We start from the raw sequence: 26,883 nt of genomic DNA, 5'->3' as shown, positions 1-26,883 counted from the left end.
TTTCTTTATGAATACTAATATAAGTCAAAAACTCTATATTTTTTACCATTCACGAGAATTAATAAAGGAGTGAATTAGATAATTGATTAATGAATAAGCTGATTTTGAATTTGATGAGTCAAGAACTATCATTCATTTGTGAAATATGCTAAAATATTTTCATGAGTAAGGTGATGTTATGGATAAAATAAAACATGTAGCTATCATCATGGATGGCAATGGACGATGGGCAAAACGTCAAAATAAGATGCGTACCCAAGGACATTACCAAGGATCAGAGAATGTTAGAAATATAGCAATTGCAGCAAACGATGACGGAATAGAAGTCTTAACGTTGTTTGCTTTTTCTACTGAGAATTGGAAAAGACCTGAGGAAGAAGTTAATTATTTGATGAAATTACCCGCTGTCTTCTTTCAAAAATTTTTGAAGGAATTGATGGAAAAGAATATTAGAATTCAAATGATAGGTCAAATGGAAGGAATTCCAAAAGAAACAGCAAAGTTGTTTCAAAAGGCAATTGAAGATACGAAGAATAACACAGGTATGATTTTGTGTTTTGCGATGAATTATGGTTCGCAAAGAGAGATCTTGCTTGCTGCAAAAGAATTTGCAAAAGAAGTGCAAGAAGGCAAACAAACCTTAGATATAGATGAAAAACAATTTGAACAATACTTAATGACAAAAGATTACCCACAAATTGATTGTTTAATTCGAACAAGTGGAGAGTATCGTATATCTAATTTTTTATTGTGGCAAATTGCATATAGTGAACTCATTTTTGTTGACGAAACTTGGCCTGAATTTACACCAGAAGAATTTAATCGTTGTTTAGAGGATTTTAAGAAACGTGATCGTCGATTTGGAGGAATTCAGAAATGAAGCAGCGTTTTGTAACGGGGTTGATTATTGCCCTTGTAGCTATACCTCCTCTTGTTTTGGGTGGTATACCCTTATTACTACTTGTTTTTGCGGTAAGTGGTCTTGCTTCTTATGAAATATTGGCAGTACGAGGTGGAAAGATCAGTTGGGGATTGGTGGCATTCTTATTTGCAAGCACGCTTGTCATGTATTTAGTACCAATTGATTTCTATATTCCAGCTATTATTGCATTCTTAATTGTATTATTTGTAATTCATATTTTTACAAAAGAAATTAGTATCGAAGATTTAAGTTATGTCTTTGTTATGACAATGATTTTAACGCTAGCTGTTAAAGGTATTATTCATATCTATAATTATGGCGGATTGGTCATGATTTATGTTGCGTTAGCTTGTTTTGGATGTGATATTGGAGCTTATTTCTTTGGAGTTTTCTTTGGTAAACATAAACTAATTGAACGTATTTCTCCTAAGAAAACATGGGAAGGGGCAATTGGTGGCTGGTTTACAGGTGCTGTTGCATCTTATGCATTCGCAATGTTAGTTATTCCGAATATGTTTGATCCAGGAGTAATCTTGTTTTCATCGCTTACGCTACCCATCATTGCACAAATAGGAGATTTATCTTTTAGCGCGGTTAAACGTCAATACCATGTAAAAGATTTCGGTTCGATATTCCCTGGACACGGTGGTGTATTAGATCGAGTAGATAGTTTGTTATTTTGTTTAATGTATTTCCATGCTATTTTGTTATTTATTGAGGTTATGGTGATAATATGAAAAATATAGTACTCTTAGGAGCAAGTGGTTCCATTGGAACCCAAACAATAGAAGTGATTGCGTCTCATCCAGAAGAATTTAATTTATATGCCTTCAGTGTTGGACACAATATCGATAAAGTTCATGAAATTTTAATACAGTTCCCTAACATCAAACACATCTGTGTTGCGAAGGATGGTGATGCGATTGCTCTTAAAAAGCAATACTCAAACATCGAATTCTATGTGGGGGATGAAGGGTTATGCCAATTAGCAAATCTTGATGATTATGATACTTTTGTTAGTGCTATCGTCGGTTTTAGAGGGTTGAAACCTTTATTAGAAGCTATTAAGAAAGTTAAATACATAGCATTAGCGAATAAAGAAAGTTTAGTAGCCGGAGGGCCATTAATTAAAAAAGCTTTAAATGATTATAATGTCATTTTATTGCCAATTGATTCCGAACATTCAGCTATTCTTCAATGTTTACAAGGAAATAATATCTCTGAAATTGATCGCCTTATTGTCACAGCAAGTGGTGGAAGCTTTAGAGATAAGACAAGAGCTGAACTTACAAATGTAACAAAGGAACAAGCATTAAAACATCCTAACTGGAAAATGGGTGGACGTATCACAATAGATAGTGCAACAATGTGTAATAAAGGTTTTGAAGTAATTGAAGCTCATTATTTATTTGATATACCATTTGATAAAATTGAGGTTGTTATTCATAAAGAGAGTGTTGTGCATTCTTTAGTTCAATATCGTGATCATTCTGTTATTGCGCAAATGGGATCAGCCGATATGAAAATTCCAATTCAATATGCTTTATCTTATCCTAGACGCTTAAAGATGTATGGTGATAAGCCATTTAGTTTCTTTGATTATCCCGAGTTACACTTCCAAATACCAGATTTAGAACGCTTCCCATTACTTGCTCTTGCATATGAGGTAGGTAAGAAGGGTGGTAATTTAGGCGCTATTATGAATGGTGCCGATGAAGAAGCTGTATCATTATTTCTTGAAGATAAAATTAAATTTTTGGAAATAGAAGATTATGTCATACAAGCAGTGAAACAATGTCCTTTCGTAGAAAATCCTTCGTTAGAAGAATTAATTGAAAGTGATAGAATTTCAAGAGAATTTGTAAGACATATGTATGGAACAAGGGAAACTGTCTAAAAGACAGTTTTTTTTTCCACAATGAAGAAATTTCCACATTAATATGGAAATTTGAATACGTACAATTAATAAAAATTATCTCATATAATACAAATGGAGATAAGAAATGGAGATATTTATGGTGCAAATTAAACAACGACAACGTAATTTATTTAAGTTACTATCTCAAATGAAAGAATATAAACCGACTAGTTTTTTTAGTACTAATTTTAGAGTTTCTGATAAAACAATTTACAACGATGTCAATTCTCTTAATCAACAAATGAAAGAATATGAATTATTTGTTGATAAGCAACCAAGGCATGGGTTGAAGTTAGTAGGAATAGAAAAAAATATAGCTAGATTTGAAAAAGAATTACAAGTTATGTCAAGTGATCATCTAGAAAGTCATTATCCAACACACAGAAGAATTCAATTGGTTAAGTGGTTATTTGTAGATGATGAAAAATGTACTTTAGAAGATTTAGAAAACCGTTTCTATATCAGCCAAGCTGCATTGAGAACAGATATTGATTATTTACATAATTTATTTTCTGATTATGGAGTCTCGTGTACTACATCAAAATCCTTACTTAAAATTAAAGGGCTTGAAATTCAAATTCAAAGAGCAATAAAAGATTTTATCCAAAATGTAAGTAAAGTAGATGATAGTTATGATACCTTAACTAGTTTTGATCCGGTATCAAGTATTATGAATCAATTGTTTGGTGAGGAATTAGTTAGAATTGTAAAAGAAGGTGTTGAAGATTTTATCACCTCGAACAATACATTATCTGATTATTATGTTCGTTCAATTACATTAACGATTCTAATCATGATAGCACGAGTAAAAAATAATCATCATATTCAACCTAGTGATATTTTCATTGAAGATGTGAGTTATTTAGAACCTTATATGATAGTAATCGAACTTCAAGAATATTTTGAAAAGAGATTTGGATTATCTTTATCTGAAAGTGATACACGTTATTTAAGTCAACAAATGTACGCTCATAGAATAGAGCCACAAGTAAAACAAAAATATTTGAATGAACAGTATATTGATGTAGTAAACCGCATGATGAAAATGATGTCTCGATGCCTACAAACAGATTTAAATAATGATGAAAGATTAAGAGATTCATTATTATTTCATTTACCACCGATGTTATATCGATTGAAGAAGGGGATAAAAGTTAGTAATCCGTTGCTTCAAGAGATAAAGAAACAATACATAGTTTTATTTTCATTAACATGGTTTGTCGCTAGTGAGTTAGAGAAGGAATTTGATGTTCATTTCGATGATGATGAAATATCATTCTTATTTATTTACTTTCAAATTTCTTTAGAAAAAAGACATGGAATAAAGTTTAAAAACATAGTTATTGTTTGTCCGATAGGACTTGCGACAAGTGAGTTAATCTTTACAAGAATACGACAAAATGTTCAACCTCAAGATAACATTGTAACAATGAATGTAGATGAGTTATTAAAAGCGGAATTAAAAAATATAGATCTTGTTATATCTACAGTGAAACTACCGAATTTAAATGTTCCCGTTGTGTATGTATCACCATTACTAACAGAACACGATCTAAACTCTATCAATGAAATCTATTCGAGTGTGAAGAAAGAGCGAGAATTAAAAAATATATCCCCTTTCCATCAGTTAGAACTTGCTCATTTCTTCCACCCAGATTTCATCTTCTTCAATAAAAAATTTAAGACAAAAAATGAATGTTTAGATTACTTAATAAAATACTATCAAAAAAGAAAATATGTTAACGAAGATTTTGAAGAAAGTATTTATGAAAGAGAAAAAATGGGCGATACAAGTATGTATACGGGAACAGCAATTCCCCATGCATCTCCTGAAACAGTATTAAAATCACAAATATCAGTTGTTACATTAAGCGATAGAATCAAATGGGGAAGTCAAGATGTTAATTTGATTGTATTTATTGCCGTAGCAAAAGATGATATGGATCGAATCAAAAATGTTTTATCAAAATTATTGGATATATTGGAATCACCACCAACCATTGAAAAAATGGTCCATGCATCTAATAAAGAGATATTAGTTGAAATACTTGAAGAATCTTTAAATAGGAGGTAGACATGTTAGTTAATTCAAAAGAAATCTTAAGTAAAGCAAAACAAGAGGGTTATGCAGTACCAGCACCTGATTTTATTGATTTGGATAGTGCAAGAAGCTATGTTCAAGGAGCAGAAGCTATAGGTAAGCCAATTATATTATCATTTGCACAAGCGCATCACAATGTTATATCCCTAGAAGAAGCTTCGTTGATTGGAAAATACGTTGCACAAAATGCAAGTGTACCAATTGTATTACATTTAGATCATGGTACTGATATCGATTTTATTAAAAAGGGAATTGATTTAGGATTCACTTCAGTCATGATAGATGCTTCAATGGATACATTTGAAGAGAATATTAGAAAAACAAAAGAAGTTGTTGATTATGCTCATAAACATAATGTAACAGTTGAAGCTGAAATAGGACATGTAGGAAGTGGCGATAATTATGAGAACCATGATCATACAGATTCAATCTATACAGAGGTTGAAGAAGCAAAAAAATTTGTAGAACAAACAAATGTAGACTCATTAGCTGTTTCAATTGGAACAGCACATGGAAAATATAAAGGAGTACCTCAAATTAACTTCGAACGACTTGAAGAATTAAAAAATGCAGTACATGTTCCTTTAGTGTTACATGGTGGTTCAGGTTCAGGAGATGACAACTTAAAACGTTGTGCTCATAACGGTATAAGTAAGATTAATATCTTTACCGATTTCTTGGTTGGAGCTATGAATGAAATCAATGAAAAAAAACCAACTGAGTATTTTGATTTAAAAGTATGTGCAAACGATGGTATGAGGAAAGTTCTTAATCATTACTTTGATGTATTTGCAAAATAGAAGGGGAGAAAGAAAATGAGTAAAGTTCAATTACGTAGACCATTCTTCGTTATTAATCCTAAATCATATTTATATGGTGATAAGGTATTGGAACTTGCAAAGTATGCGGATAAATTAGCAATCCAATATGACTTTGATGTTCTATTTACTGCACAGCATGCTGATTTAAGGTTATTAAGTGAAAACACAGAAAAATTAATTGTTATCGCACAACACATGGATGGTATTAAAGCAGGTAAAGGTATGGGACATATCTTGCCAGAGGGATGTATTGCAGCAGGAGCCAAGGGAAGTTTTTTGAATCATGCTGAGCATCCAATGACAATGCATGAGTTAGCCATGGCTATGCATCGGTTAGATGAATTAGATTTATTAACAATCGTTTGTGCTGACAGTGTGGAAGAAGCAAAAGCAATTGCTAAATTAAATCCAGATGTAATGGTATGTGAACCAACAAGCTTAATTGGTACAGGACAAGTTAGTGATGAGAACTATATGAAATCAACCAATGAAGCAGTAAAGAGTGTTTCTTCAAACACAAAAGTATTACAAGCGGCAGGAATCAGTACAGGACAAAATGTATATGATGCAATTGTAATTGGCGCAGATGGAACTGGTGGTACAAGTGGTATTGTTGCAGCTAAAGATCCATTGAAAACATTAGATGAAATGTTTGAAGCATTAGATAGAGCACGTACAGAGATTAAGGGGTAAGAATATGAAAACATACAAAGAGACGGTAATACTTACATCAAATGGTCAACGCGTAACGTATCACAACATAACAGACCAAGTAAAAGAAATCGTAAATAAAAGTGGAGTGCAAAATGGAATTGTTGTTGTTCAATCACAACATACAACATGTTCGGTAATTTTTGAAGAATATGTTCATGATAAGGATTTTAACGGTGATGAATTCTTACAAGTAGATCTAAATAGAATATTAGATCGAATCATTCCAAGAGAACTTACGGACAATAGAGACTATCGTTATCCAGGACCTGAACATTTACAATTTTTGATTGACTTTGAAGATCCTACATTTCCAAAAGATCCAGGAACTATCTTAAATGGTGATGCTCACATTCGTGCTTCGTTCTTTGGGGCAAGTGAAACATTTATCATCGAAAATTCAAAAATGTTAACTGGTGCTGTTGGTTATATTTACTTTATAGATTGGGACCAAAACAGAGTACGTGATCGTAAATGTCATGTCATGGTAATGGGTGAATAAAGAATTATGAGTAATTTATTAAATGATATGTATTTTGATGAAAACTTGGTTGTCATTGATTTAGAAGCAACTGATAGCAAAGATGCTTTGACGAAACTAGCAACAGTTCTTAAAGAAAAAGATGTAGTTAAAGATTCTTTTACAACAGCAATTTTGAAAAGGGAAACTGTTTATCCTACGGGATTGATGTGTGAAGAACTTGCGGTTGCTATTCCACATACTGATGCGGAGCATGTTAACAAACAAGCCATCGCAGTAGCTATATTAAAAGAACCAGTTCAGTTTGTACAAATGGGAACAGAAAATGATTTAGTTGATGTAAAAATTATGTTTATGATGGCAATTAAGGAACCACATAAACAAATGGACTTCTTGCAAGCATTAATGTTTGCATTTATGTCAAAAGATAAATTAACAATGTTGTCTAATTGTAAAACAACTCATGAAGCAGCAGAATGTTTTAAAGGCTTCTTTGAGTAGTTATAAAAGGAAAGGAGAAAATAATGAAAAATATTTTATTAGCATGTGGTTCAGGAATCTGTACTTCTACAGCAGTAAGAGGAAAAATTGAGAAAATTCTTGATGAAAAGGGTTATGCAGGAAAATACAAAATTAATCAATGTAAAGTTGGTGAAGCTGCTGCGATGTCAGTTAATTATGATTTCTTAATTGCTACTACAATGGCACCACAGAATTTAAAATGTCCATTTGTACCAGGTGTATGTTTTCTTACTGGTGTAAATACTCAATCGAGTATTGATGCTATTTTGGAACTTATGCAAAAGTAAAAATCATTAGAAGATAAGGAGGATGTCTATGAATTTTATTCTTGATTTTTTCGGGTTTATACAAGGTCTAGGGGTTTCCGTAGTAATGCCAATCGTTATAACAATATTAGGAATGGTACTTGGATCAGGATTTGGTAAAAGCTTACGTGCAGGTTTAACAGTAGGGGTTGGTTTTATTGGGTTAAACCTAGTAATTAATAACTTATTAGGAACAAGTTTGGCTCCAGCAGTTCAACAAATGGTGGCAAATTTTGGGTTAAATCTAAATGTTATTGATGTTGGTTGGCCAGCATCAGCGGCAATTGCAATGGGTTCAACTGTAGGGATGATTATTATTCCTTTGGGATTAGTTGTAAATATTGTTATGCTACTTACAAATACAACACAAACTGTTGATGTTGATATTTGGGATTACTGGCACTTTGCGTTTACTGGTGCTTTAGTTGCAATTCTAACTGACAATTTAGGGTTAGGTATTATTGCTGCTGTTATCAATATGATTATTATCATGGTGCTTGGTGATTATACTGCACCAATGGTTGAAGAATCATTGGGCTTACCAGGAGTTTCTTTACCTCATGGATTTACAACAGCTTATGCTCCAATTGCAATGTTATTCAACAAAATCTTTGACATGATTCCTGTTATTCGCGATATCGATATCAACATGGACAATGTTCAAAAACGTTTCGGTGTATTTGGAGAACCAATTTTAATTGGTACTGCATTGGGTTTCATTATCGGTGGACTTGCAGGTTACAATATTTCTCAATTGTTAGTATTAGGAGTTTCACTAGGCGGTGTATTAGTATTGATTCCTAAGATGGCTGCATTATTAATGGAAGGTTTAATTCCTATTAGTGATGCTGCAAGTGAATTCGTTCAAAAGAAATTTAAGAACCGTGGTAAGATCTATATCGGTCTTGACTCAGCGGTAGGGGTTGGTCACCCAGTTACATTAGCTATATCATTCGTATTAGTTCCAATGATGATATTCTTAGCGGTTATCATTCCTGGAAACCAAGTGTTACCATTTGCTGACTTGGCAGTAGTTCCTTGGATGTTTGTATTAATTACACCTATCGTTCGTGGTAATGGATTTAGAGGAATTATTATTGGTATTATCGTTTTGGCAGTAGGTCTATTAATCGCAACTAACTTAGCACCATTAATTACTACAGCTGCATTAAATGTAAATTTTGCAATGCCAGAAGGTGCAAGTATGATTTCATCAATTTGTGATGGAGCAAACCCATTAACATGGATACTTGTTCGTTTACATGATTTTGGTATGATGGGTACTGTAATTGCTGCAGCAGGTGCTCTTGCTCTAGCATTCTGGAATCGCATCAGAATTAAAAAAGAAGCTGCTGAAATGCACGCTGAATAAGTTTAAACACATTTAGACTCGTGCAGTCATTGTGCGAGTCTATTTTTCAAGGAGAAAATTTATGAAAGAATATCGTTATCGTAGTCAATCATTTTTTATACAAGTAAAGTTTACTGGCTGGTTTTGTATTGCTGTAGCTATCACTACGCTTGTACTTGGTTTAACTGGTACATTTGCTCCTCTTATGATTTTTCTAAGTGTAATAGCCCTTTATACTGTTTGGAATACTTTTATTTCAAGAAGCACTGTCGAAATAGTAAGAATAGATGAAAATGAAATTCAGTTTGAAACTTTTGGAAAAGTAATAATATACCCAATAGAAGATTTAAAAATTTTCAAAATACGTGAGTTTCCATCTTCTGGAAAAATATATTTGAGAATTAATGATTATAATGCGATAAAAGGACGTTACTGGATTCAAACAGCACAATTTAATGATGGAAAAGAATTATTCTTAAAATTAATCGACTTAGAATATAAATTATTTCCAGAAACACTTAAATCTCGAGCTAGAACCATAAACACAGAATATATCCGTGTTAAGCGTCAAAAAGAATTAGCTAAGAAAGAAGCAAAACAAAATGCATCCTTGGAAAATAGAATTGGAGAAAGCAATGCTAGATAAAGAAAAAAAAGAAATTATTCGTGCTGGAATAAAACTAGATCGATATGGACTAATTGCATTATCAGGTGGGAATGTTAGTTGGAGATTACCAGATGATAAGATTTTAGTTACGCCAAGTGGCATGATATATGAAGATATGGTTGAAGACGATGTGCTTGTCATGGATATTGACGGTAATATTATTGAAGGTCAACGTAAAGCAAGTGTTGATACAGAAGCTTTATTATATATTTTTAAATCAATGCCAGAGGTAAATGCTGTTATTCATACTCATCAACCTTATGCAACTGCACTAGGTTTAGTTCAAGATGAAATTGTCTGCAATCTTACTACACTTGCTAACGCTACAAGAGGAACTGTTACTGTGGCTCCTTATAGTTCAGCTGCGAGTTTAGATATGGGTGTAAAGGCAGTAGAAAATCTAAATGGTAAATTAGCAGTAGTGCTAAAGCATCATGGCGTAATTGCTGTTGGTGATTCTTTGAAACAAGCACTATATGCGTGTATTTATCTTGAAGAAGCTTGTAAAACAATAATTGCAGCAAAATCATGTGATAATGAAATGGCGCTTATGAAGGATGAACAAATTCAAGCTGCAGTTGATGTTTTTAAACACTACGGTCAAGGAAAATAAAGAAAACTTAGAGGTTGTTGAACGATTATGTTTCGCAACTTTTTTGGTTATAGAACATAGACAAGTAATTTGGAATAAGCTAAAATAGTAAATGTAATAGGGGATGAGTATACGATTTTTTTCGTAATACTTATCCTTTTGTTTAGCGTTTGTACAACGATAAGGGTTGTGTTAAACTAATTGAGAACACTTTAAAGGAGTTGATTATTCTATGGGTGTCATCTATTTTATACTCGTATTATCAGTAATTATTGTTATTCATGAATTAGGTCACTTAATCGCTGCGAAAGCATTTGGTGTGTATTGTTATGAGTTTTCATTGGGTATGGGACCAAAACTATTTTCTATACAAGGAAAAGAAACTAAGTATTCATTACGCTTAATACCAATTGGTGGTTATGTAGCGATGTCTGGTGAACAAGAAGATGATATGGAACTTTATCCAAACATTGATGTTCCAGCAAATCGTTCAATAAAAGGAATAGCTCGTTGGAAACGTGTAATTGTTATGCTTGCAGGGATTGCAATGAATTTTGCTTTATGTTGGTTAATCATTACAGGGTTACTTCTTAATAGCGGTGCCTATGGTATATCACCAAAACCAATTGTTGAATCAGTTGTAGAAAATGGACCTGCGGAAGCTGCAGGATTTCAAAGTGGTGATTTAATTAAAAAGGTTGTATTGGATGATGGAACAGTTATTAAACCGAAAGAATTTGATGATATAACAATTTTCACACAAATGTATACAGGTGAAGTTGTCTATACTGTTGAACGTAATGGAGAGTTAATTGAACTACCTCCAGTTAAAGGAATTCAAAATGAGCAAGGTGCTTACATGATTGGAATTAATTCTCCAAAAGGTGAATATGTTGAAATCACGCTACTAAATGCAGGCTATTACAGTTTTGATTACATGATTGACATGACAAAAGATATTTTTAAATCTTTAGCAAGACTCGTTCAAGGAAATGGTTTAGATCAACTATCAGGACCTGTTGGTATCTATCAAGTAACAGAACAAACAGCGTCACAAGGTCCAACTAGTTTACTTTTATTAGTAGCATTATTATCACTTAATGTAGGTATATTTAATTTACTTCCTTTACCAATTTTAGATGGTGGAAGAGTAGTACTTATTGTAGCTGAAATTATTATTGGTAAGCCACTTAATAAGAAATTTGAAATTGGATTAATGACTGCAAGTATGGTATTATTGTTCGGGTTGATGATTTTCGCAACTTGGCAAGATATAGTTAGAATATTTAATTAGGAGAGATTATGGAAGCAATTAAGTATGTAGTATTTGGTGTTTTAATGGGAGTTGCAAATGTAATTCCAGGAGTAAGTGGTGGAACAATCGCAATCATTTTAAATTTTTATGATCGCTTAATGGAATCTATCACACTCAATTTTAAAGTAATTAAACGTAACTTACCTTTCTTATTACCACTTGCATTAGGATTAGCTATTGGTATCGTTGGCTTAAGTAAAATTATGTCATTCTTACTCAATAACTATACAACACAAACTTATTTTGGATTTATTGGTATTGTACTTGGAAGTTTACCTTTGATTTTTTACAAAGCAAAAGGACCTACTAAGAAAATTAAGGCAGCAAATTGGATTCCATTTGTTATAGCGCTAGGATTAATGGTTTATTTAGCGTTTATGAATGGAGATAAAGAATCTGCAAAAGCAATGATTAAATATACTTCATTGAACTTAGAATCATTTGTTGTATGTTTTATATCAATGGCAATTGCGACAGTGACAATGATTATCCCAGGTATTAGTGGATCGTTAATCTTAATTATTATGGGCATGTATGGAACAATTTATGGGTTCGCTATTGCTGAATTCAATATACCTTTACTTATTCCTTGTGGATTAGGTGCGGTTGTGGGATTACTCGGTGGAGCAAAAGTTGTACGATGGTTGTTGGATAAGTATGAACAATTAACTTATATGGCTATTTTAGGACTACTTGTTGGATCATTTGTTCAATTGTATATGTTGAGTGGTATAGTGTTAGAATTAAACGCTACACTTCTTATTTCGCTTGTAGTAGCGACTATCACATTTGTTATTATCTATTGGTTCTCATCACAAGAAATGAAAAGAGACAAATTAGAAACATCATCAAAATAAATAGACAAGCACATGTGAAAACATGTGCTTTATCGTATATAATAGAAATATTAGGAGGAAAAACAGATGCTAGAATTTCGTTATGATACACAATTGTTAATTGAAGGAAAAGATTTAAATGAAGATCAAATTAATGATTATTTTAATACTCATTTTAAAGGAGATTGTTTACTTGCAGTTGGAGATGATGAATTAATTAAGATTCATTTTCATACGAATGAACCATGGATTGTTTTAGAATATTGTTCAACACTAGGAGAAATTTATGACATTGTTGTTGAAGATATGGATAGACAGTCAAGAGGGTTACACGGTTAATTTTACTAATCAATTAAACCCAATTAAATTTAACTTGAATTTTGTTTTTAAGTAAACATCGATGTGATAAACTAATACAAGGAGGATTCTTATATGAAAACAATTTTAGTAACAGGTGGTACAGGTTACATTGGTAGCCATACATGTGTCGAATTAATCAAAGCTGGGTATGATGTTATCGTATTAGATAACCTATATAACTCAAAGGAAGTTGTGTTAGATAGAATCGAAACAATTACAGGCAAAAAACCAAAATTCTATGAAGTGGATATTCTTGATAGAGAAGGTCTAGATAAAGTATTCAAAGAAAACAAAATTGATGCAGTTATTCACTTTGCAGGTTATAAAGCAGTAGGTGAATCTTGTGTGATTCCTCTAACTTATTATAAAAATAATATTTCGGGGAGTGTAAATCTTTATGAAGCAATGAAGGATGCAGGAGTTAAAACAGTGGTATTTAGTTCAAGTGCTACAGTATATGGAGATCCTGCTTCAGTTCCTATAAAAGAAGATTTCCCATTAAGTACAACAAATCCTTATGGAACTACAAAACTCTACAACGAAAGAATCTTGGAAGATGTTTCTATTTCTGATGCTGACTGGAGTATTATGTTATTGCGTTACTTTAATCCGATTGGAGCACATAAGAGTGGATTACTTGGAGAAACACCAAACGGAATTCCAAATAATTTAGTACCTTATGTAGCACAAGTTGCTACTGGTCAACGTGAATTCCTACGCGTATGGGGTGATGATTATAACACAATTGATGGAACAGGTGTTCGTGATTATATCCATGTAGTTGATTTAGCACTAGGACATATTAAAGCAGTTGAATTTGCACTACAACACAAAGGTGTTGAGAAAGTAAATTTAGGAACAGGAATTGGATATTCTGTTTTACAAGTAAAAGATGCATTTGCAAAAGCAAGTGGAAAAGAAATTCCTTATCAAATTATGGATCGTCGTCCAGGTGATATTGCAACTTGTTACGCTGATACAGAAAAAGCAAAAAATGTTCTTGGTTGGACGGCACAATATGGTATTGACGAAATGTGTCAGGATGGATGGAACTTCACTTTAAAGAATCCAAATGGTATAGAGTAAGAGATTATTTCTCTTACTTTTTTTTCACAAAATTCACAGAAAATTCAATGTACTTGTTATGGATTATGATATAATTATTGTGTGGAGGTATGTTTATGCAAAAAGACAAACTCAATAAAACAAAGTTATACTTATGTATTGGTATTGGATTAGTTATTCTAGTTATCGGTGCATTCTTTATAGTTCAATTAAATAACAAGCCAGCAAAACCAAATGATCAGTTAATCAATGACATTACGATGGCGGATGGAAGTCAAAGTAAACCTGAAGAAAAAGCGGATGGTGCTTATCAAATTGATTTGATGGATTCAGTTGTATTCAATTTGAAAGATATAGATTTTAAATTTGTTATTGCTAAAATCAGAGTTCAATCTGATGAAGCTATTAACTTAAAATTAAGTCACTTTACAACAAGTGAGGGAATTGCATTAGATCAAGTAGATACATATGTAAAAGCGCTTGAAGATAAATCGTTATTCTTAGGTAAACAAAATGTTTGGTTTGAAATCTTATCAAACGAACCAAGTACAATGGTAAATATATTTATTCCTGTTAAGGATAAAAATGCAAAAGAAATTATTCTTAAGAATGATTTAGGAACTGAAGATATTAAAATTAACTTGTCAAACAGTAAAGGTACTGCAGAGATGCTTCAATACAAAGCGGATGATATTATTACAGATGGTAGATCTTATCAAATGACTGTATCTAGTGCTTATCCAATTACTGGAGATACAATGACACAAAATGGACAAGAATATTTACTTCCTTCAACAGTTGAGGTTTATTCATTCAATATAGAAGCAGTATCATTATGGGGTGATAAAATCGTCATAGAGGAAGCTCAGTATATACCTAATGATTCAAAAGAAACATTTGTAGCTTTGGATAGTTCAATTCAATCGATGAAATATTCTAATATCATTGGTAAAGAAATAAATGAAAAAGATACAGGGGATTTATTCTTTGTTGCATATAGTCCAGTTGAAAGTCCTGTAACGTATAAGGGAGTATTGAAACTTAAAGTTCAAGGGCAAGATTCATGGATTACAATTAACGTAGATCTTAACTAAGGGGGATAGAAAATGAACAAACTAATTAAATTTATTCTAAGCATGACATTAGTATTTTCTTCTTTAGTTATGCTACAAAGTCCAATTGTTACACCAGTTGATGTACAAGCAGATGTAACAAGTTTAGCTTGTGGAACACAATATGAAGTCGCAATTGCAAATACAAATGGTACTTTCACGAAAATGTCTTGTCATAATTCTTTCTCCGATGCTCAAAACACAATGTGGGGTTATGGAGATGATGCAATAGTACGTCATCATGCAAGTAAAAGTCCAATGAAAATTGTTGCGATGAGTACAGGTCTTGCTATAACTTATCCAATGAGATCAGGTAGTTCTACGATGAATATTACTCAAGATGTAAGTCATCAGTATCGTAAGGTTACTTATGTAACTAAACATAGAGAAATGCGATATGAGGGAACATATAGTTATAACGGAAGTGGTAATGGAACGATTAAGGTTAATATAACTGGTTTCAGTGGGACAGCTGATTTAGTAAATGTTGATTTAGTGCCATATGCTTTTGTGGGTGGTAATGTAACCATGCCTCTGGGAGGAAATGATACATCAGCAGCAAATGAACAACCTTTTTGGACAAGAATTTATCAAACTTATTACACAGTATCAAATGGTGAATTAACATTTGTTGCGCATAGTGGATGGTCAGGAAATGGATGGCCTGAGAAGTATTCGTTAACTGTTGGTTTGGCAGCAGAATGGATGACTAATGGTACAACTTACTATAGTTATGATGGATATAACTTTTATTCGGATGCAAAATATAGAAATAAAGTAGGAACATATTACAACTATTATCAATTTTTGCCATCACGAACCAAAACTAATATTCCAGCATCTGTCTTTGATAGCTTTTTATTAAGTATCAAACCGAGTGGAAGTGCAATGCAAGGACAAGGTCAAACATTTATAGATGCTCAAAATACTTATGGAATGAATGCGTTATTAGTCTATTCATTAGCTTGTCTTGAATCTGCTTATGGTACTAGTAATTATGCGTTGCAAAGAAATAATTTATTTGGATGGAATGCATTTGATAGTAATCCAGGGTCGGCATCATATTTTAAAGATATTCCATCAGCGATAAACGAACATATGGGAATCAATTTGAGAGGATATACAAATATTGAAGATTCTAGATTCTTTGGATCTCATGTTGGAAATAAAGGTTCGGGATTTAACGTTAAGTATGCAGCAGATCCATATTGGGGATATAAAATTGCAGCAATTGCTTATAGTATTGACAAGAAAGCGGGATTTGCAGATTTAAATAAATACTCTGTAGGTGTTATTAACACCTACGGTGTCAATGTTCTTAAGTCACCAGGAGGAGCTACTTTATTTAATTCAGCTTATGGAGCAACTTATCAAGAAAACTTTACTGTAGCAATACTTGGAAATGAATCAAATCATTATAAAATTCAATCAACAAATCCATTATCGAGTGGTAATATTGTAACTGGAACAACTAAAGGATTGGTATCTTATGATTGGAACGGTAGTGTTGGATATATTCCAACGAATTATGTCAGTATCACAGGCAATAGTGCTCCAGTTCAACCGAGCGGAACAACTCCAACTGGTGATTTTGTAAATACGATTACTTCTGCAACTTTTAAAGATGGAAGTTTAATTATCGAAGGAAATGCTTATCGACCTGGTATTTATGTAACTGATAAAAATACAATAAAACAAACTTTGATTATAAATGATAATATGTTTAATAAAACAGAAATGGTATTAACTTCCACTGTCACAGATAATGATAAAGTGAAGTATGCTGGAACAATTGATTTATCGAAACTTACTAAGGGTGATTACTATTTTAGGGTTAGATCAGAATATGGTGTTCTTACTGATTATAATCAAGAAATTCTCGTAGAGAAACTTGAAAAGTACCCTGAAGAAATTATTTTGAATAATGTTAAATACAAATTGTATGCATTTGGTGATATGGTGAAACTATCAGTTGGACAAACATCTGTTACTCCAAATCCTACACCAACTCCTCCTGCAGTTGTAAAAAAAGAATTAATTCATGAATTGAGCAAATTTGATAGAACAGATAATATGCTTAATATAGAAGGAATAGCTTTTATTACGGGAATAGATGCGAAAGAAGATAGTAGTATAAAACACGAAGTTTACTTCTTGAATTTGGAAACCAAAGAAACAATACCATTTGAAGTTGAAACACAATCAATACAAGGTTCAATATCGATGGGTGATGGGTATACATATACTAAAGTTAAATTCGTAGGTAAATTTGATATTTCACAACTTAATAAAGGTAATTATGTTCTTTACATAAAAGTTACTGAAGGAAGTGATGAGAAACGAGCGGAAGTAGTTAATTACTACAATAACATGAAACCTACTGATTTAGATAATATTAGTTTCCTTATCAATACTGGATTTAATTATCGATACGAAATGAGATATGAATCTGCAAAGATTGATTATTCTGTTATTAAAAAGCCTTCTAATAATGCATCAGTTTTTGATTTCTTTAAAATAAATACAACTGATGCATCGTTCACAATTGATGGCATTGCATGGATTAACGATACTGACACAATCAAATCAAAGAATCCTTTCTATAAATTATTGTTAGTGAATGAAACTGGTGAAGTTATCGAAAAAACAATGACAAATAAACCGTGTAAAGTGGATTATGGTAAGAATTCAAACTATAAGTTCTCTACGATTGATGCGTGTTTTGAAGGAAGTTTCACTTTGACTGATATACCAAACGGAACTTATAATTTATTATTGGATTTTGGTGTTGGAGAATATAGAAATATTATTGAACTGTATGATTATTTATTTAGAGCTAATTCAACTGTAGAACTTAACGGAAAAAAATATGAAATCAAAGTATCTCCTGTAAGGAGTAGGTTAATTTTATTGATAAGTAATATCGGTGATGAAGATGATGGTACTGAAGGAGAAATTCCTGCTAATATTGATGAATCTATTCCGAAAGAAGATTTACCGAATAATCTTCTTAAAAGCAACGCAAGTCCTTTAACTCAAACAAAAGTTGAATAATTTGTTGAGTTTGAAGTAGTAAAAACAAGTAGTTTAATTTTTAAATGATGAGTTATATCATATGATGAACCCTCTTTGTATTTTAGAGTGTTCTTGTAAAGTATACTCATCTTTTTATATGGAAAACGATGAAGTTTATATAACATAGTCATAAATTTAATAAGAAAAAAAACAGTTTGATATATTCAAATAAAAACCGTACATTCAAAAATAATGTAAGAATGTACGGTTTTTTTATGTTTTATTTTTTTACTAATAATTTTACGATGATTTTTTGGTTGTACGGAATATTTTCTTGCCCTGAATCAACAGAAACATATACTACGGTAAATTCAGGTCGATCATCAGTTAGAGTAGTTACTTCTTCTTCAAATGCGATATTTGTATAGTTAGGAGCAAAAGCGCTCTTTACTGCAGCAACTTGGAGATCCCATGATGTGCCTTTAAATTGAGAATATAAGAACGTAGGAAATGTTCCTGTTTGAGTTGCTGGATCTTTTCCTAAAGAGATTGTATAATCAATTGTTTGTCCTGGCCAGAAATTAGAACCAGTTTGATTACGAATAATATTATTGCTTCCAATAGTATCTGAATATTCAGCACCTGTTTTGTTTGCTGTAAGACCTAGTCCTTTGATATAACTAATAAAGTCACTTTCAGACATGTTTTCTTTAAGCTCAACAGTTATTGGACTGCCTTTAGAAACTTTACAACTTACAGTCTTAGAACCTTTTGTACATCCAAATGTCAAACCACTTTTGACAGATGTATTTTGTTCAGGTGCTGAGAACGTAATTGTCCAACCAGCTCCAATTCCATTTGCTGAATCTATAAGTGCTTTTGCATCACTTGTAGTTTTTCCATCGAATGTTGCCACGTCAGGGTCATATTTACCTTTGGATAATACATAGTTAATTGAAGTGCCGACAGGTTTTGAACCGGTATCATTAGAAACAATATATCCAGGTGTATAGTCACTATATCTGTCTGTCCCTTTTGAACCAACTTTCATTCCTAAACCTTCAACATATTTTTTGAAATCATCATATGATGATCCAGCTTTGCTCTCGACATTCTTTGATTGTAATTTAGCTACTTTAATAGTAATAGTTGTTCCAGTGTCGACTGTAGTTGAACCAGAAACAGTTTTGCTATTAATGATTTGTTCGATTATTGTGCCTTGTGCTTTATCACTTTCGACTTCATTAACTACTACTTTTAGATTTGCTGATTTTTTATTTAAGCCTTCTATATAAGAATTGAAACTATCTTTTGATTTATTTGTATAATTCTCTACGTTTGGTTTTCCAATAGATATCTTCACAGTCATGGTTGATCCTGATTTCATTAAACCAGAGTTAGGAGTATTAGAAATAACTACACCGTTTGCAACTTTGTTATCATATGTTTCTTGATAAGATATCTTAATGTTGTTTGTTTTTGCCCAAGCATCAACATCTTTTTTTGTTTTTCCATCAAATTTTATGGCTGTTGCACCTTTACCAGTAGATAAAGTAACCGTAATTTTTCCACCAGTTTTAATTGTTGAACCGGATTTAGGATCTTGTGATATTACTTTACCAGAAGCAATTGTTTCACTAGCTTCCTCTTTAAATGTGATAGTTACATTATTTGTTTTTCCCCAAGCTTGAATGTTAGCTTTTGTATAATCTTTGAAGTCAGGCATCGCAATTTCAATACCTACCGATTCAGTACCTACAGATATTGAGATAAGCACGGGTGTACTTCTGCGTATTTCTGTTTCAGTAATATTACTCTTAATGAAATAGTCTTTCTTGATTTTTGGATCAGGAATATATTCGTAAGTAACATCCGAAAATTTATTTTCTGTAAACCATGCTTCAATTTGATCATGTGTCATATCTTTGAAATCAGGTAAAGTTACAATTAAGTCTGGATCGGAACCATTTGATAATGTAATTGTAAGAATATCATCTTTTTTAAGTGTTTCTCCACCCACAATACTTTGTGTGAGTACTTGATCTTTCATTATAGTTTCGTTGTATTCGTAAGCTAACAAAACTTGATCTAAGGATAACTCATTCTCCGTTATCCATGTTTCTACTTCTGCTTTAGTTTTATTCGTAAAATCTGGAATTTCTATCTTCTTAGCAGGAAATAAAAAGAATATAGCAACAATTGTTGCGGTTAGTAATATTAATATTCCAGCTGCAATCATTAGACCGATGGTTTTCTTATCTCTGAAATTTATGTTCATATATTCACCTCTCACTAATTATAACATAGTTCATTAAATTTAAAACCAAATTCAAAGTTGAATATGGTATGATAATACAGGATTAAGGAGACATAAAATGGAACATTTAATACAGCCAATAGCACAAGAATTAAATATAGGAGTTGACCAAATAAAAAACACTCTTAAATTACTTGAAGAGGGAAGTACAGTGCCATTTATAGCACGATATAGAAAAGAAATGACAAAGGGTTTGGATGAAGAACAAATCCAATACATTCAAAAACAATATGATTATCAAGTGAACTTAGAAAAACGTAAAGAAGATGTATTGCGTATTATTGAAACACAAGGAAAATTAACTGAAGAAATTAAGAAAGAAGTTTTAGCTTGTACTAAATTATCACAAGTTGAAGACATTTATAGACCATATCAACAAAAACGTAAAACACGTGCTACAGATGCGATTGCGAAAGGGTTAGAACCACTCGCAGATTGGATTTTTAAATGTCCTGTTCAAGGTAATGTAGCTGAAGAAGCTAATAAGTATTTGAATGATACAGTTACAACAATAGAAGAAGCAATTCAGGGTGCAAAAGATATTATTGCAGAACGAGTAAGTGATAATGCTAAACTTCGTTGGAAAGTACAAGATTCAATCAATCGTTATGGAAAAATAGTAACGAAAGCAAAGAAGAAACATACGGATGAAAACAAAGTATATAAGATGTACTATGAGTTTACTGATCGCGTAGGATATATTGCAAGTCATCGTGTTATGGCGATTGATCGTGCTGAGAAAGAAAAGGTTATTACTGTTTCAATGGACTATGATCAAGGCTATTTGATGAAGTATGCAATTCGTGGTATAACACGTGATAAAGCAACAGTTGTTCAAGAAATAATTGAAGATGCTGCATCGGACGGATGCAAGCGTTTATTATTTCCAAGTGTTGAACGTGAAATAAGAAATGAATTAAGTGAGAAAGCACAAAATCAATCGATAGAAATTTTCTCGATGAATGTTGAAAAACTATTAATGCAGCCACCACTAATTGGTAAAGTTGTTTTGGGTTTTGACCCGGCTTTTAGAACGGGATGTAAATTAGCTGTTCTTGATAATACAGGAAAATTATTAAAGATAGCCGTAGTTTATCCACATGCACCGGTTAATAAAAAAGATGAAGCTGAAAAAACGTTATTAGCATTATTTAAAGAATTTCCAATTGAAATTGTAGCGATTGGTAATGGGACAGCATCGCGTGAATCAGAAAGTTTTGTTGCAGATGTAATTAGTCGTAATAAACTAAATGTTCAATATACTTTAGTAAGTGAAGCAGGGGCATCGGTGTATAGTGCGAGTGAATTAGCTCGTGAAGAGTTTCCTGATTTACATGTTGAACAACGCTCAGCAGTATCAATTGGACGTCGTATACTAGATCCATTATCAGAATTAATCAAGATTGATCCGAAGAGTATAGGGGTAGGGCAATATCAACATGATTTACCTCAAAAACAATTAACTGAGCGATTGGATTTCGCGATTTTGAAATCGGTAAATCGAGTAGGTGTTGATATTAATACTGCTAGCCAAGAGTTATTAATGCATATATCAGGTTTAAATAAATCTAGTGCCAAAGCAATTGTTGCGTATCGTAATTCAAATGGGCGTTTTAATTCGCGAGAGCAAATTAAGGAAGTAAAAAAGATGGGGGATAAAACATTCCAACAATGTGCTGGATTCTTGCGTGTTCAAGGAGGTAATAATCCATTGGATCAAACGGGTATCCACCCTGAGAGTTATTCAGTTGCACAAAAACTAATGAAGAAATACAATATAAATGAGTTAGGTCAAGTTGAAGACTTAAATATTGATATGATTGAGGAAGCTAAAAATTTAGGTGTAGATGAATATACACTTCAAGATATTGTGGATTCAATCCGTCAACCATTACGCGATTATCGTGAAAAATATGATGGACCATTATTAAGAAAAGATGTTTTAGAAATAGAACACTTGCATGTGGGAGATCAATTGGAAGGTGTTGTTCGTAATGTTGTTGATTTTGGTGCATTTGTTGACATTGGATTACATGAAGACGGTTTAGTTCATATTTCAAAAATGAGCAAAGAACGAGTTTCTCATCCAAGTGAAGTTTTATCAGTAGGTGATATTGTTCATGTTTGGGTTAGTGCTATTGATGAAGAAAGACAAAAAGTACAATTAAGTTTAATACAACTATAACTAACAAAAGGGGAATTGTATGAATATAAAATACAAAGTACATCAATCATCTATTTTTGGAATGGATGCGAACATTGTTTCATTATTAATTTACTTATTACCAGTTGTTATTTCGTTCTTATCTTATGGAACAAGTGGTGGTTATCTAACATGGTTGATACCAGGGTTGGTACTAATCTTTGAAAAAGAGAGTAAGCTTGTAAAATTTCATGCTTGGCAAGCATTATTCATGAGTCTTTTCTATGGATTTATTGGTTTTATTGGAACATTATTTGGTGCTGGGTTCGCGTTTACTTCTTTACTTACACAGAATGCGGGTGGCTTATTATCTTCAATTGGATTTTTATTTGTAATGGGAATTATCGGATTGATCTTTGCAATTCTAGAAATCATTGCTGCAATAAAAGGCTTTAGTTGGATATCTTATCGTTTACCAATAATTGGTAGATGGGCAAGTAACTTAGCACACGAAAATGAATAGAAAAAAGAGCATTTCAATTACAGAAATGCTCTTTTTAAATGTTTTATTGTTGTTTTTTCATTCTTGCATAAGCTACAAAGTGAATTCCTGAGAAGACTAGGGCTCCACATGCTAGCGCAATATTTGCAATCATGAGTAAGTTTGATAATTCCATTTGAATACCATTAAGAACTAATAGAATAGCAAATGCGATATATAATATTCCTGATAATAGTATTTTGTTTGCATTACCATTTTTTACCATTTGATCAATGAATGTTAAATTCTCATAAGGTTTAAAGTTTGTGATTTGAACAAGTGAAGGAATGAATTTTGTACGATATCTATACTCAAGAAATAAAGCAAATAGAATACCTATAACTACACATATCTCTAGGCTTGCTAAGAAATTGACTGCAAGAATGACTGCAATGATAACGTATAAATAACGATTCTTGTAGAGATTATATGACTTTTCATCTTTAGCTTGAATTAAATAACCAACACCAGTATTTTTGTTGTAAAGGATATTTCTACCTTTTTCATCTTGGTAAATATTTCTTCCTGAAACAATACTATTTTTCTTATTTGCAGACATTTGATTCCCTCCATACTTCAATATCATACTTTAAATTAGTGAAATTGAAAAGGGGCTATATACTTTCTTTTCCTCGGCAGTATGTTTGTACTACAGAGTAGTCATCATTTAATACAACTAAGTCAGCGTCGTATCCAGCACCAATCTTTCCTTTACGGTCATCTATTTTCAATAAACGTGCTGGGTTAAGAGTACAAGCATTAAGTGCTGCATCAAATGGTACTTGAGCTTCTTCGACAAGAATTCTCAATCCTTCGTTGAGGCGCAATGTACTTCCTGCTAAGTTCTTTGTAGATGTTAAGTGAGCACTTCCATCAGGGTAAATTTCGATTTCATTACCACCGAAGATAAATTTACTTCCTGCAGGAGACCCTTTTGCCATTAGTGCATCGGATACCATGATTGTATAATCTCTACCTTTAGAGTTAAATAAAATGTTTAGTGCAGCAGTAGTTGAGTGATTACCATCACAAATAACTTCACCAAATACATCTCTAAATCTAAAAGCGGCACCAATTAATCCATTGTTTCTATGATTGAATGGTGTCATACCATTATAAATATGAGTCATAGATTTAGCACCATTAGCCACAGCAAGCACTGCTTGATCATAAGTTGCAGCACTATGTCCAATACTAACAACTACACCATTATCATTGCAATAATGAGTTAATCCAAAATCTTCATCTGTTTCAGTAGCAAGTGTAATAATTTTAATTAATCCATTTGCTGCTTTTTGATATTCTTTAAATTGTTCAATAGTAGGTGGAACGATATATTGTTCAGGTTGAGCACCTTTGTATACCATATCTAAATAAGGTCCTTCAAAGTGAATACCTAAAATTTCTGCACCTTCATATCCTTCTTGTTCAACTTTAGCCACATTAGAAACTGCTCCAGTTAACACATCAACACTTTGGGTGATTGTAGTTGGACATAATCCAGTTACACCTTCACCTGGTATATTCTTTAACCAGTTACGTAGACCTTCTTCATTTGCATCATTTGTATCAAATCCATAAGCACCATGGCAATGGATATCTAAGAAACCGGGTACAATACGTTTTGTTTCATAGTCTTTGTCGACTGTTTTACTACCATAAGGTAATACTGCCTTAACTTTTTTATCTACTACTTCAATTTGAGCTGGGATAAATTGGCCTGAAACCCAAACTCTTTTACTTTGAATGATCATTTAATAATCCTCCCTTTATAGTTTAATTATATTTTAGTCCATTTAGAAAGTCTATGTTTATACTTTTTAACAATGAAATTATATGTTTCAACTAAAATGTTGTACTTTAAATAAAGGATGCCTATAATGAGGATGTAAAAAAGGAGGATCTACCATGACAATTTTTGGATTTACACAAGAAGAATTAAAAGCAAAATCAGCAACATTTACAGCTACTGAAATTCACCAACAACCTGCAACATGGAATAAGACAATAAATCAAGTGAAGGAAATGAAAGAAGAAATTCAAGCATTTTTGAATCAAGTGATTACTCAACCTGATTATGATATCGTTTTAACAGGTGCTGGAACTAGTGAATTTGTGGGTAACACATTATTCTCTTACCTAAATAAGAGCACAAACTTCAAAACTAAATCTTATGCTACAACGGATATTACAGCTACTCCTGAAAACTATATTTCTCGTACAAAACCAACTCTATTAATTAGCTTTGGGCGTTCTGGTAATTCTCCAGAATCAATTGGAGCTGTTGATGCTGCTGAAGCAGTAACAACTAATATTTATCATTTATTTGTAACTTGTAACAAAAATGGTGCTTTATCAAAACGTGCTGAAGGAAAATCAAATTGTTTAGCAATTAATCTAACAGATGAAACTCACGATCAATCATTTGCTATGACATCATCATTTACAAATATGTACTTAGCTACATTATTAAGCTTTAACTTAACTAACCTTGATGAAACAGTAAAAGCTGTTGAAGATGTTATCGCGTGTACAACAAAAATGGTAGAAACTGACTTCACTACATGTGTTGAATTAGTAAAATCATATGATTTCAAACGTATTGTTTATTTAGGAAGCAATGCTTTAAAGGGTGTTGCTCAAGAGTCTTCTCTTAAATTACTTGAACTATCTGCTGGAAAGATCGTTACAATGTATGATACACCACTAGGATTTAGACATGGACCAAAATCAATTATTGATAATGAAACATTAACTGTAGTGTATATTAGTGATGAAGCTTATACTCGTCAATATGAAGTAGATTTAATTAAGGAAATGAGTGGACAACGTAAAGGAAACAAGATTTTTGCAGTTTGTAATACACCATGTGAAGAAGCAAAAGCATTAACTGATTTCTATTATTGCTATAATGGTTCAAATCATGATAATATTTTCTTGGGACTAGAATATATTGTAGTTGCACAAATTATTGCTTTATTCAAATCGTTATCATTGGATATTACACCAGACAATCCATGTCCAAGTGGAGAAGTTAATCGTGTAGTAAAAGGTGTAACTCTATATCCATATTCTAAGTAGGAGGAAAAATATGATCGGAATTATTATTACAGGCCATGGCAATTTTGCAACTGGCTTAACAAGTTCAGTTAAATTAATTGCTGGATTACCTGAAAAGTATGAGGCTGTTGACTTTGTTCAAGAAGACTCAGTAGAAGATTTAGAAAACAAATTAAATGTTGCTATCGACAATTTAAAAGATTGTGAAAGTATCATTATGTTCACTGACTTAGTTGGTGGATCACCATTTAAAACTTCTGTAGAAATTTCTATGAAAAGAGAAGAAAAATTAATCGTTCTTGGTGGAACAAACCTAGGTATGGTTATTGAAACTTCAATGGCAAGAGGATTTATGGAAGATGCTGAAGCATTAGCTGACATGGCTTGCAACACAGGTAAAGATCAAGTGATCAAATATACTTATGTTGAAAAAGTTGATGAAGTAATCGATGGAGATGGCATTTAATCAACAAATGTAATACAAAATAAAACGTAGTCACCATTTATAATGGAAACTACGTTTTTTTAATTAGGAAAGTTCACTACGATTAAAGTAAAGATACAGCGATGAACAGAGCACTTGTGATAAGGAATATGCGTGAAAGTTCAGTGAAAGTAACTTGAATTATATTCAAGTTGCGAAGAGTTTATGTTAGAATATATTCAAACATGGAGGAGCTCATCATGAAAACAATCTCCTACTCTAATCGTCTCTATCTGAATGAATT

Annotated in this window: 25 protein-coding genes; 22 read left to right on the top strand and 3 right to left on the bottom strand. The window is 32.3% G+C overall.

Annotated features, from left to right (window positions below; genetic code table 11):
- The first annotated feature begins 178 nt into the window (after window positions 1–178).
- The 18 genes from RR643_RS06755 to RR643_RS06670 all read left to right on the top strand — a co-directional run bounded on the left by RR643_RS06755 (window position 179) and on the right by RR643_RS06670 (window position 18,133).
- Window positions 179–880 (top strand): isoprenyl transferase, encoded by a 702-nt coding sequence (locus RR643_RS06755; RefSeq protein WP_332482745.1) that lies wholly within the window; start codon window positions 179–181, stop codon window positions 878–880.
- Window positions 877–1,659 (top strand): phosphatidate cytidylyltransferase, encoded by a 783-nt coding sequence (locus tag RR643_RS06750; RefSeq protein WP_332469015.1) that lies wholly within the window; start codon window positions 877–879, stop codon window positions 1,657–1,659. The genes RR643_RS06755 and RR643_RS06750 overlap by 4 nt, the downstream gene beginning before the upstream one ends.
- Window positions 1,656–2,819 carry a 1-deoxy-D-xylulose-5-phosphate reductoisomerase gene (locus RR643_RS06745; RefSeq protein WP_332469014.1) on the top strand — a complete coding sequence of 388 codons (1,164 nt, stop codon included), beginning with the start codon at window positions 1,656–1,658 and terminating at the stop codon, window positions 2,817–2,819. Before RR643_RS06750 ends, RR643_RS06745 begins: the two co-directional genes overlap by 4 nt.
- Window positions 2,820–2,925: 106 nt before the next feature.
- On the top strand, window positions 2,926–4,914 hold the full coding sequence (locus tag RR643_RS06740) for a BglG family transcription antiterminator (RefSeq protein ID WP_332482744.1): 1,989 nt from the start codon (window positions 2,926–2,928) through the stop codon (window positions 4,912–4,914).
- A gap of 2 nt (window positions 4,915–4,916) precedes the next feature.
- Window positions 4,917–5,741, top strand: coding sequence for a class II fructose-bisphosphate aldolase (locus RR643_RS06735; RefSeq protein ID WP_332482743.1), 825 nt, complete (start codon window positions 4,917–4,919; stop codon window positions 5,739–5,741).
- Window positions 5,742–5,756: 15 nt separating this feature from the next.
- Window positions 5,757–6,455, top strand: coding sequence for a triose-phosphate isomerase (locus RR643_RS06730; RefSeq protein WP_332482742.1), 699 nt, complete (start codon window positions 5,757–5,759; stop codon window positions 6,453–6,455).
- Window positions 6,456–6,459: 4 nt separating this feature from the next.
- Entirely contained in the window at window positions 6,460–6,975 is a 516-nt protein-coding gene (locus tag RR643_RS06725; protein ID WP_332469010.1) for a YjbQ family protein, read from the top strand.
- A gap of 6 nt (window positions 6,976–6,981) precedes the next feature.
- A complete protein-coding gene (locus tag RR643_RS06720) occupies window positions 6,982–7,455 on the top strand; it encodes a PTS sugar transporter subunit IIA (RefSeq protein ID WP_332469009.1) in 474 nt (157 codons plus the stop codon).
- Between the two features lie 23 nt (window positions 7,456–7,478).
- Window positions 7,479–7,763 carry a PTS sugar transporter subunit IIB gene (locus RR643_RS06715; RefSeq protein ID WP_332469008.1) on the top strand — a complete coding sequence of 95 codons (285 nt, stop codon included), beginning with the start codon at window positions 7,479–7,481 and terminating at the stop codon, window positions 7,761–7,763.
- Between the two features lie 28 nt (window positions 7,764–7,791).
- Window positions 7,792–9,153 carry a PTS galactitol transporter subunit IIC gene (locus RR643_RS06710; RefSeq protein WP_332469007.1) on the top strand — a complete coding sequence of 454 codons (1,362 nt, stop codon included), beginning with the start codon at window positions 7,792–7,794 and terminating at the stop codon, window positions 9,151–9,153.
- Window positions 9,154–9,214: 61 nt separating this feature from the next.
- Entirely contained in the window at window positions 9,215–9,778 is a 564-nt protein-coding gene (locus RR643_RS06705; protein WP_332469006.1) for a hypothetical protein, read from the top strand.
- Entirely contained in the window at window positions 9,768–10,412 is a 645-nt protein-coding gene (locus tag RR643_RS06700; RefSeq protein WP_332472378.1) for a class II aldolase/adducin family protein, read from the top strand. Before RR643_RS06705 ends, RR643_RS06700 begins: the two co-directional genes overlap by 11 nt.
- Window positions 10,413–10,623: 211 nt before the next feature.
- Window positions 10,624–11,685 (top strand): RIP metalloprotease RseP, encoded by a 1,062-nt coding sequence (rseP, locus tag RR643_RS06695; RefSeq protein ID WP_332482741.1) that lies wholly within the window; start codon window positions 10,624–10,626, stop codon window positions 11,683–11,685.
- 8 nt (window positions 11,686–11,693) lie between these two features.
- The gene (locus RR643_RS06690; protein WP_332469003.1) at window positions 11,694–12,563 is read left to right on the top strand and encodes a DUF368 domain-containing protein; all 870 of its coding nucleotides are present in this window, start codon (window positions 11,694–11,696) and stop codon (window positions 12,561–12,563) included.
- Between the two features lie 66 nt (window positions 12,564–12,629).
- Entirely contained in the window at window positions 12,630–12,881 is a 252-nt protein-coding gene (locus tag RR643_RS06685) for a kinase to dihydroxyacetone kinase (RefSeq protein WP_332469002.1), read from the top strand.
- A gap of 93 nt (window positions 12,882–12,974) precedes the next feature.
- Window positions 12,975–13,988 (top strand): UDP-glucose 4-epimerase GalE, encoded by a 1,014-nt coding sequence (gene galE, locus RR643_RS06680; RefSeq protein WP_332472377.1) that lies wholly within the window; start codon window positions 12,975–12,977, stop codon window positions 13,986–13,988.
- Window positions 13,989–14,083: 95 nt separating this feature from the next.
- Window positions 14,084–15,061 carry a hypothetical protein gene (locus tag RR643_RS06675; RefSeq protein WP_332482740.1) on the top strand — a complete coding sequence of 326 codons (978 nt, stop codon included), beginning with the start codon at window positions 14,084–14,086 and terminating at the stop codon, window positions 15,059–15,061.
- A 12-nt stretch (window positions 15,062–15,073) separates the two neighbouring features.
- Window positions 15,074–18,133: an N-acetylglucosaminidase gene (locus RR643_RS06670; protein WP_332482739.1), complete on the top strand. Its 3,060-nt coding sequence runs from the start codon at window positions 15,074–15,076 to the stop codon at window positions 18,131–18,133.
- A gap of 241 nt (window positions 18,134–18,374) precedes the next feature.
- On the opposite strand, the gene RR643_RS06665 is transcribed toward RR643_RS06670, so the two are convergent.
- Window positions 18,375–20,372: a PASTA domain-containing protein gene (locus RR643_RS06665; RefSeq protein ID WP_332482738.1), complete on the bottom strand. Its 1,998-nt coding sequence runs from the start codon at window positions 20,370–20,372 to the stop codon at window positions 18,375–18,377.
- A 97-nt stretch (window positions 20,373–20,469) separates the two neighbouring features.
- Between RR643_RS06665 and RR643_RS06660 the strand changes: the two genes are divergently transcribed.
- Together RR643_RS06660 and RR643_RS06655 are read left to right on the top strand one after the other, a co-directional pair.
- Window positions 20,470–22,596, top strand: a complete 2,127-nt coding sequence (locus RR643_RS06660) for a Tex family protein (RefSeq protein WP_332482737.1) — start codon at window positions 20,470–20,472, stop codon at window positions 22,594–22,596.
- Window positions 22,597–22,615: 19 nt separating this feature from the next.
- A complete protein-coding gene (locus RR643_RS06655; RefSeq protein ID WP_332470149.1) occupies window positions 22,616–23,077 on the top strand; it encodes a hypothetical protein in 462 nt (153 codons plus the stop codon).
- Window positions 23,078–23,120: 43 nt separating this feature from the next.
- Here the strand turns inward: RR643_RS06655 and RR643_RS06650 are convergent, their stop codons facing one another.
- Together RR643_RS06650 and nagA are read right to left on the bottom strand one after the other, a co-directional pair.
- Window positions 23,121–23,654, bottom strand: a complete 534-nt coding sequence (locus RR643_RS06650; RefSeq protein WP_332470150.1) for a hypothetical protein — start codon at window positions 23,652–23,654, stop codon at window positions 23,121–23,123.
- A 55-nt stretch (window positions 23,655–23,709) separates the two neighbouring features.
- Window positions 23,710–24,849: an N-acetylglucosamine-6-phosphate deacetylase gene (gene nagA / locus RR643_RS06645; RefSeq protein ID WP_332482736.1), complete on the bottom strand. Its 1,140-nt coding sequence runs from the start codon at window positions 24,847–24,849 to the stop codon at window positions 23,710–23,712.
- A gap of 154 nt (window positions 24,850–25,003) precedes the next feature.
- On the opposite strand from nagA, the gene RR643_RS06640 reads away from it, so the two are divergent.
- Together RR643_RS06640 and agaF are read left to right on the top strand one after the other, a co-directional pair.
- The gene (locus RR643_RS06640) at window positions 25,004–26,176 is read left to right on the top strand and encodes an SIS domain-containing protein (RefSeq protein WP_332482735.1); all 1,173 of its coding nucleotides are present in this window, start codon (window positions 25,004–25,006) and stop codon (window positions 26,174–26,176) included.
- Between the two features lie 10 nt (window positions 26,177–26,186).
- Entirely contained in the window at window positions 26,187–26,621 is a 435-nt protein-coding gene (gene agaF / locus RR643_RS06635; protein ID WP_332472673.1) for a PTS galactosamine/N-acetylgalactosamine transporter subunit IIA, read from the top strand.
- The last annotated feature ends 262 nt before the right edge of the window (window positions 26,622–26,883 follow it).

Origin of the sequence: Anaerorhabdus sp. (genome assembly GCF_036637135.1) — a bacterium.
Lineage (GTDB): Bacteria > Bacillota_I > Bacilli_A > Erysipelotrichales > Erysipelotrichaceae > Anaerorhabdus.
This window is presented reverse-complemented; position numbering and strand designations above follow the sequence as displayed.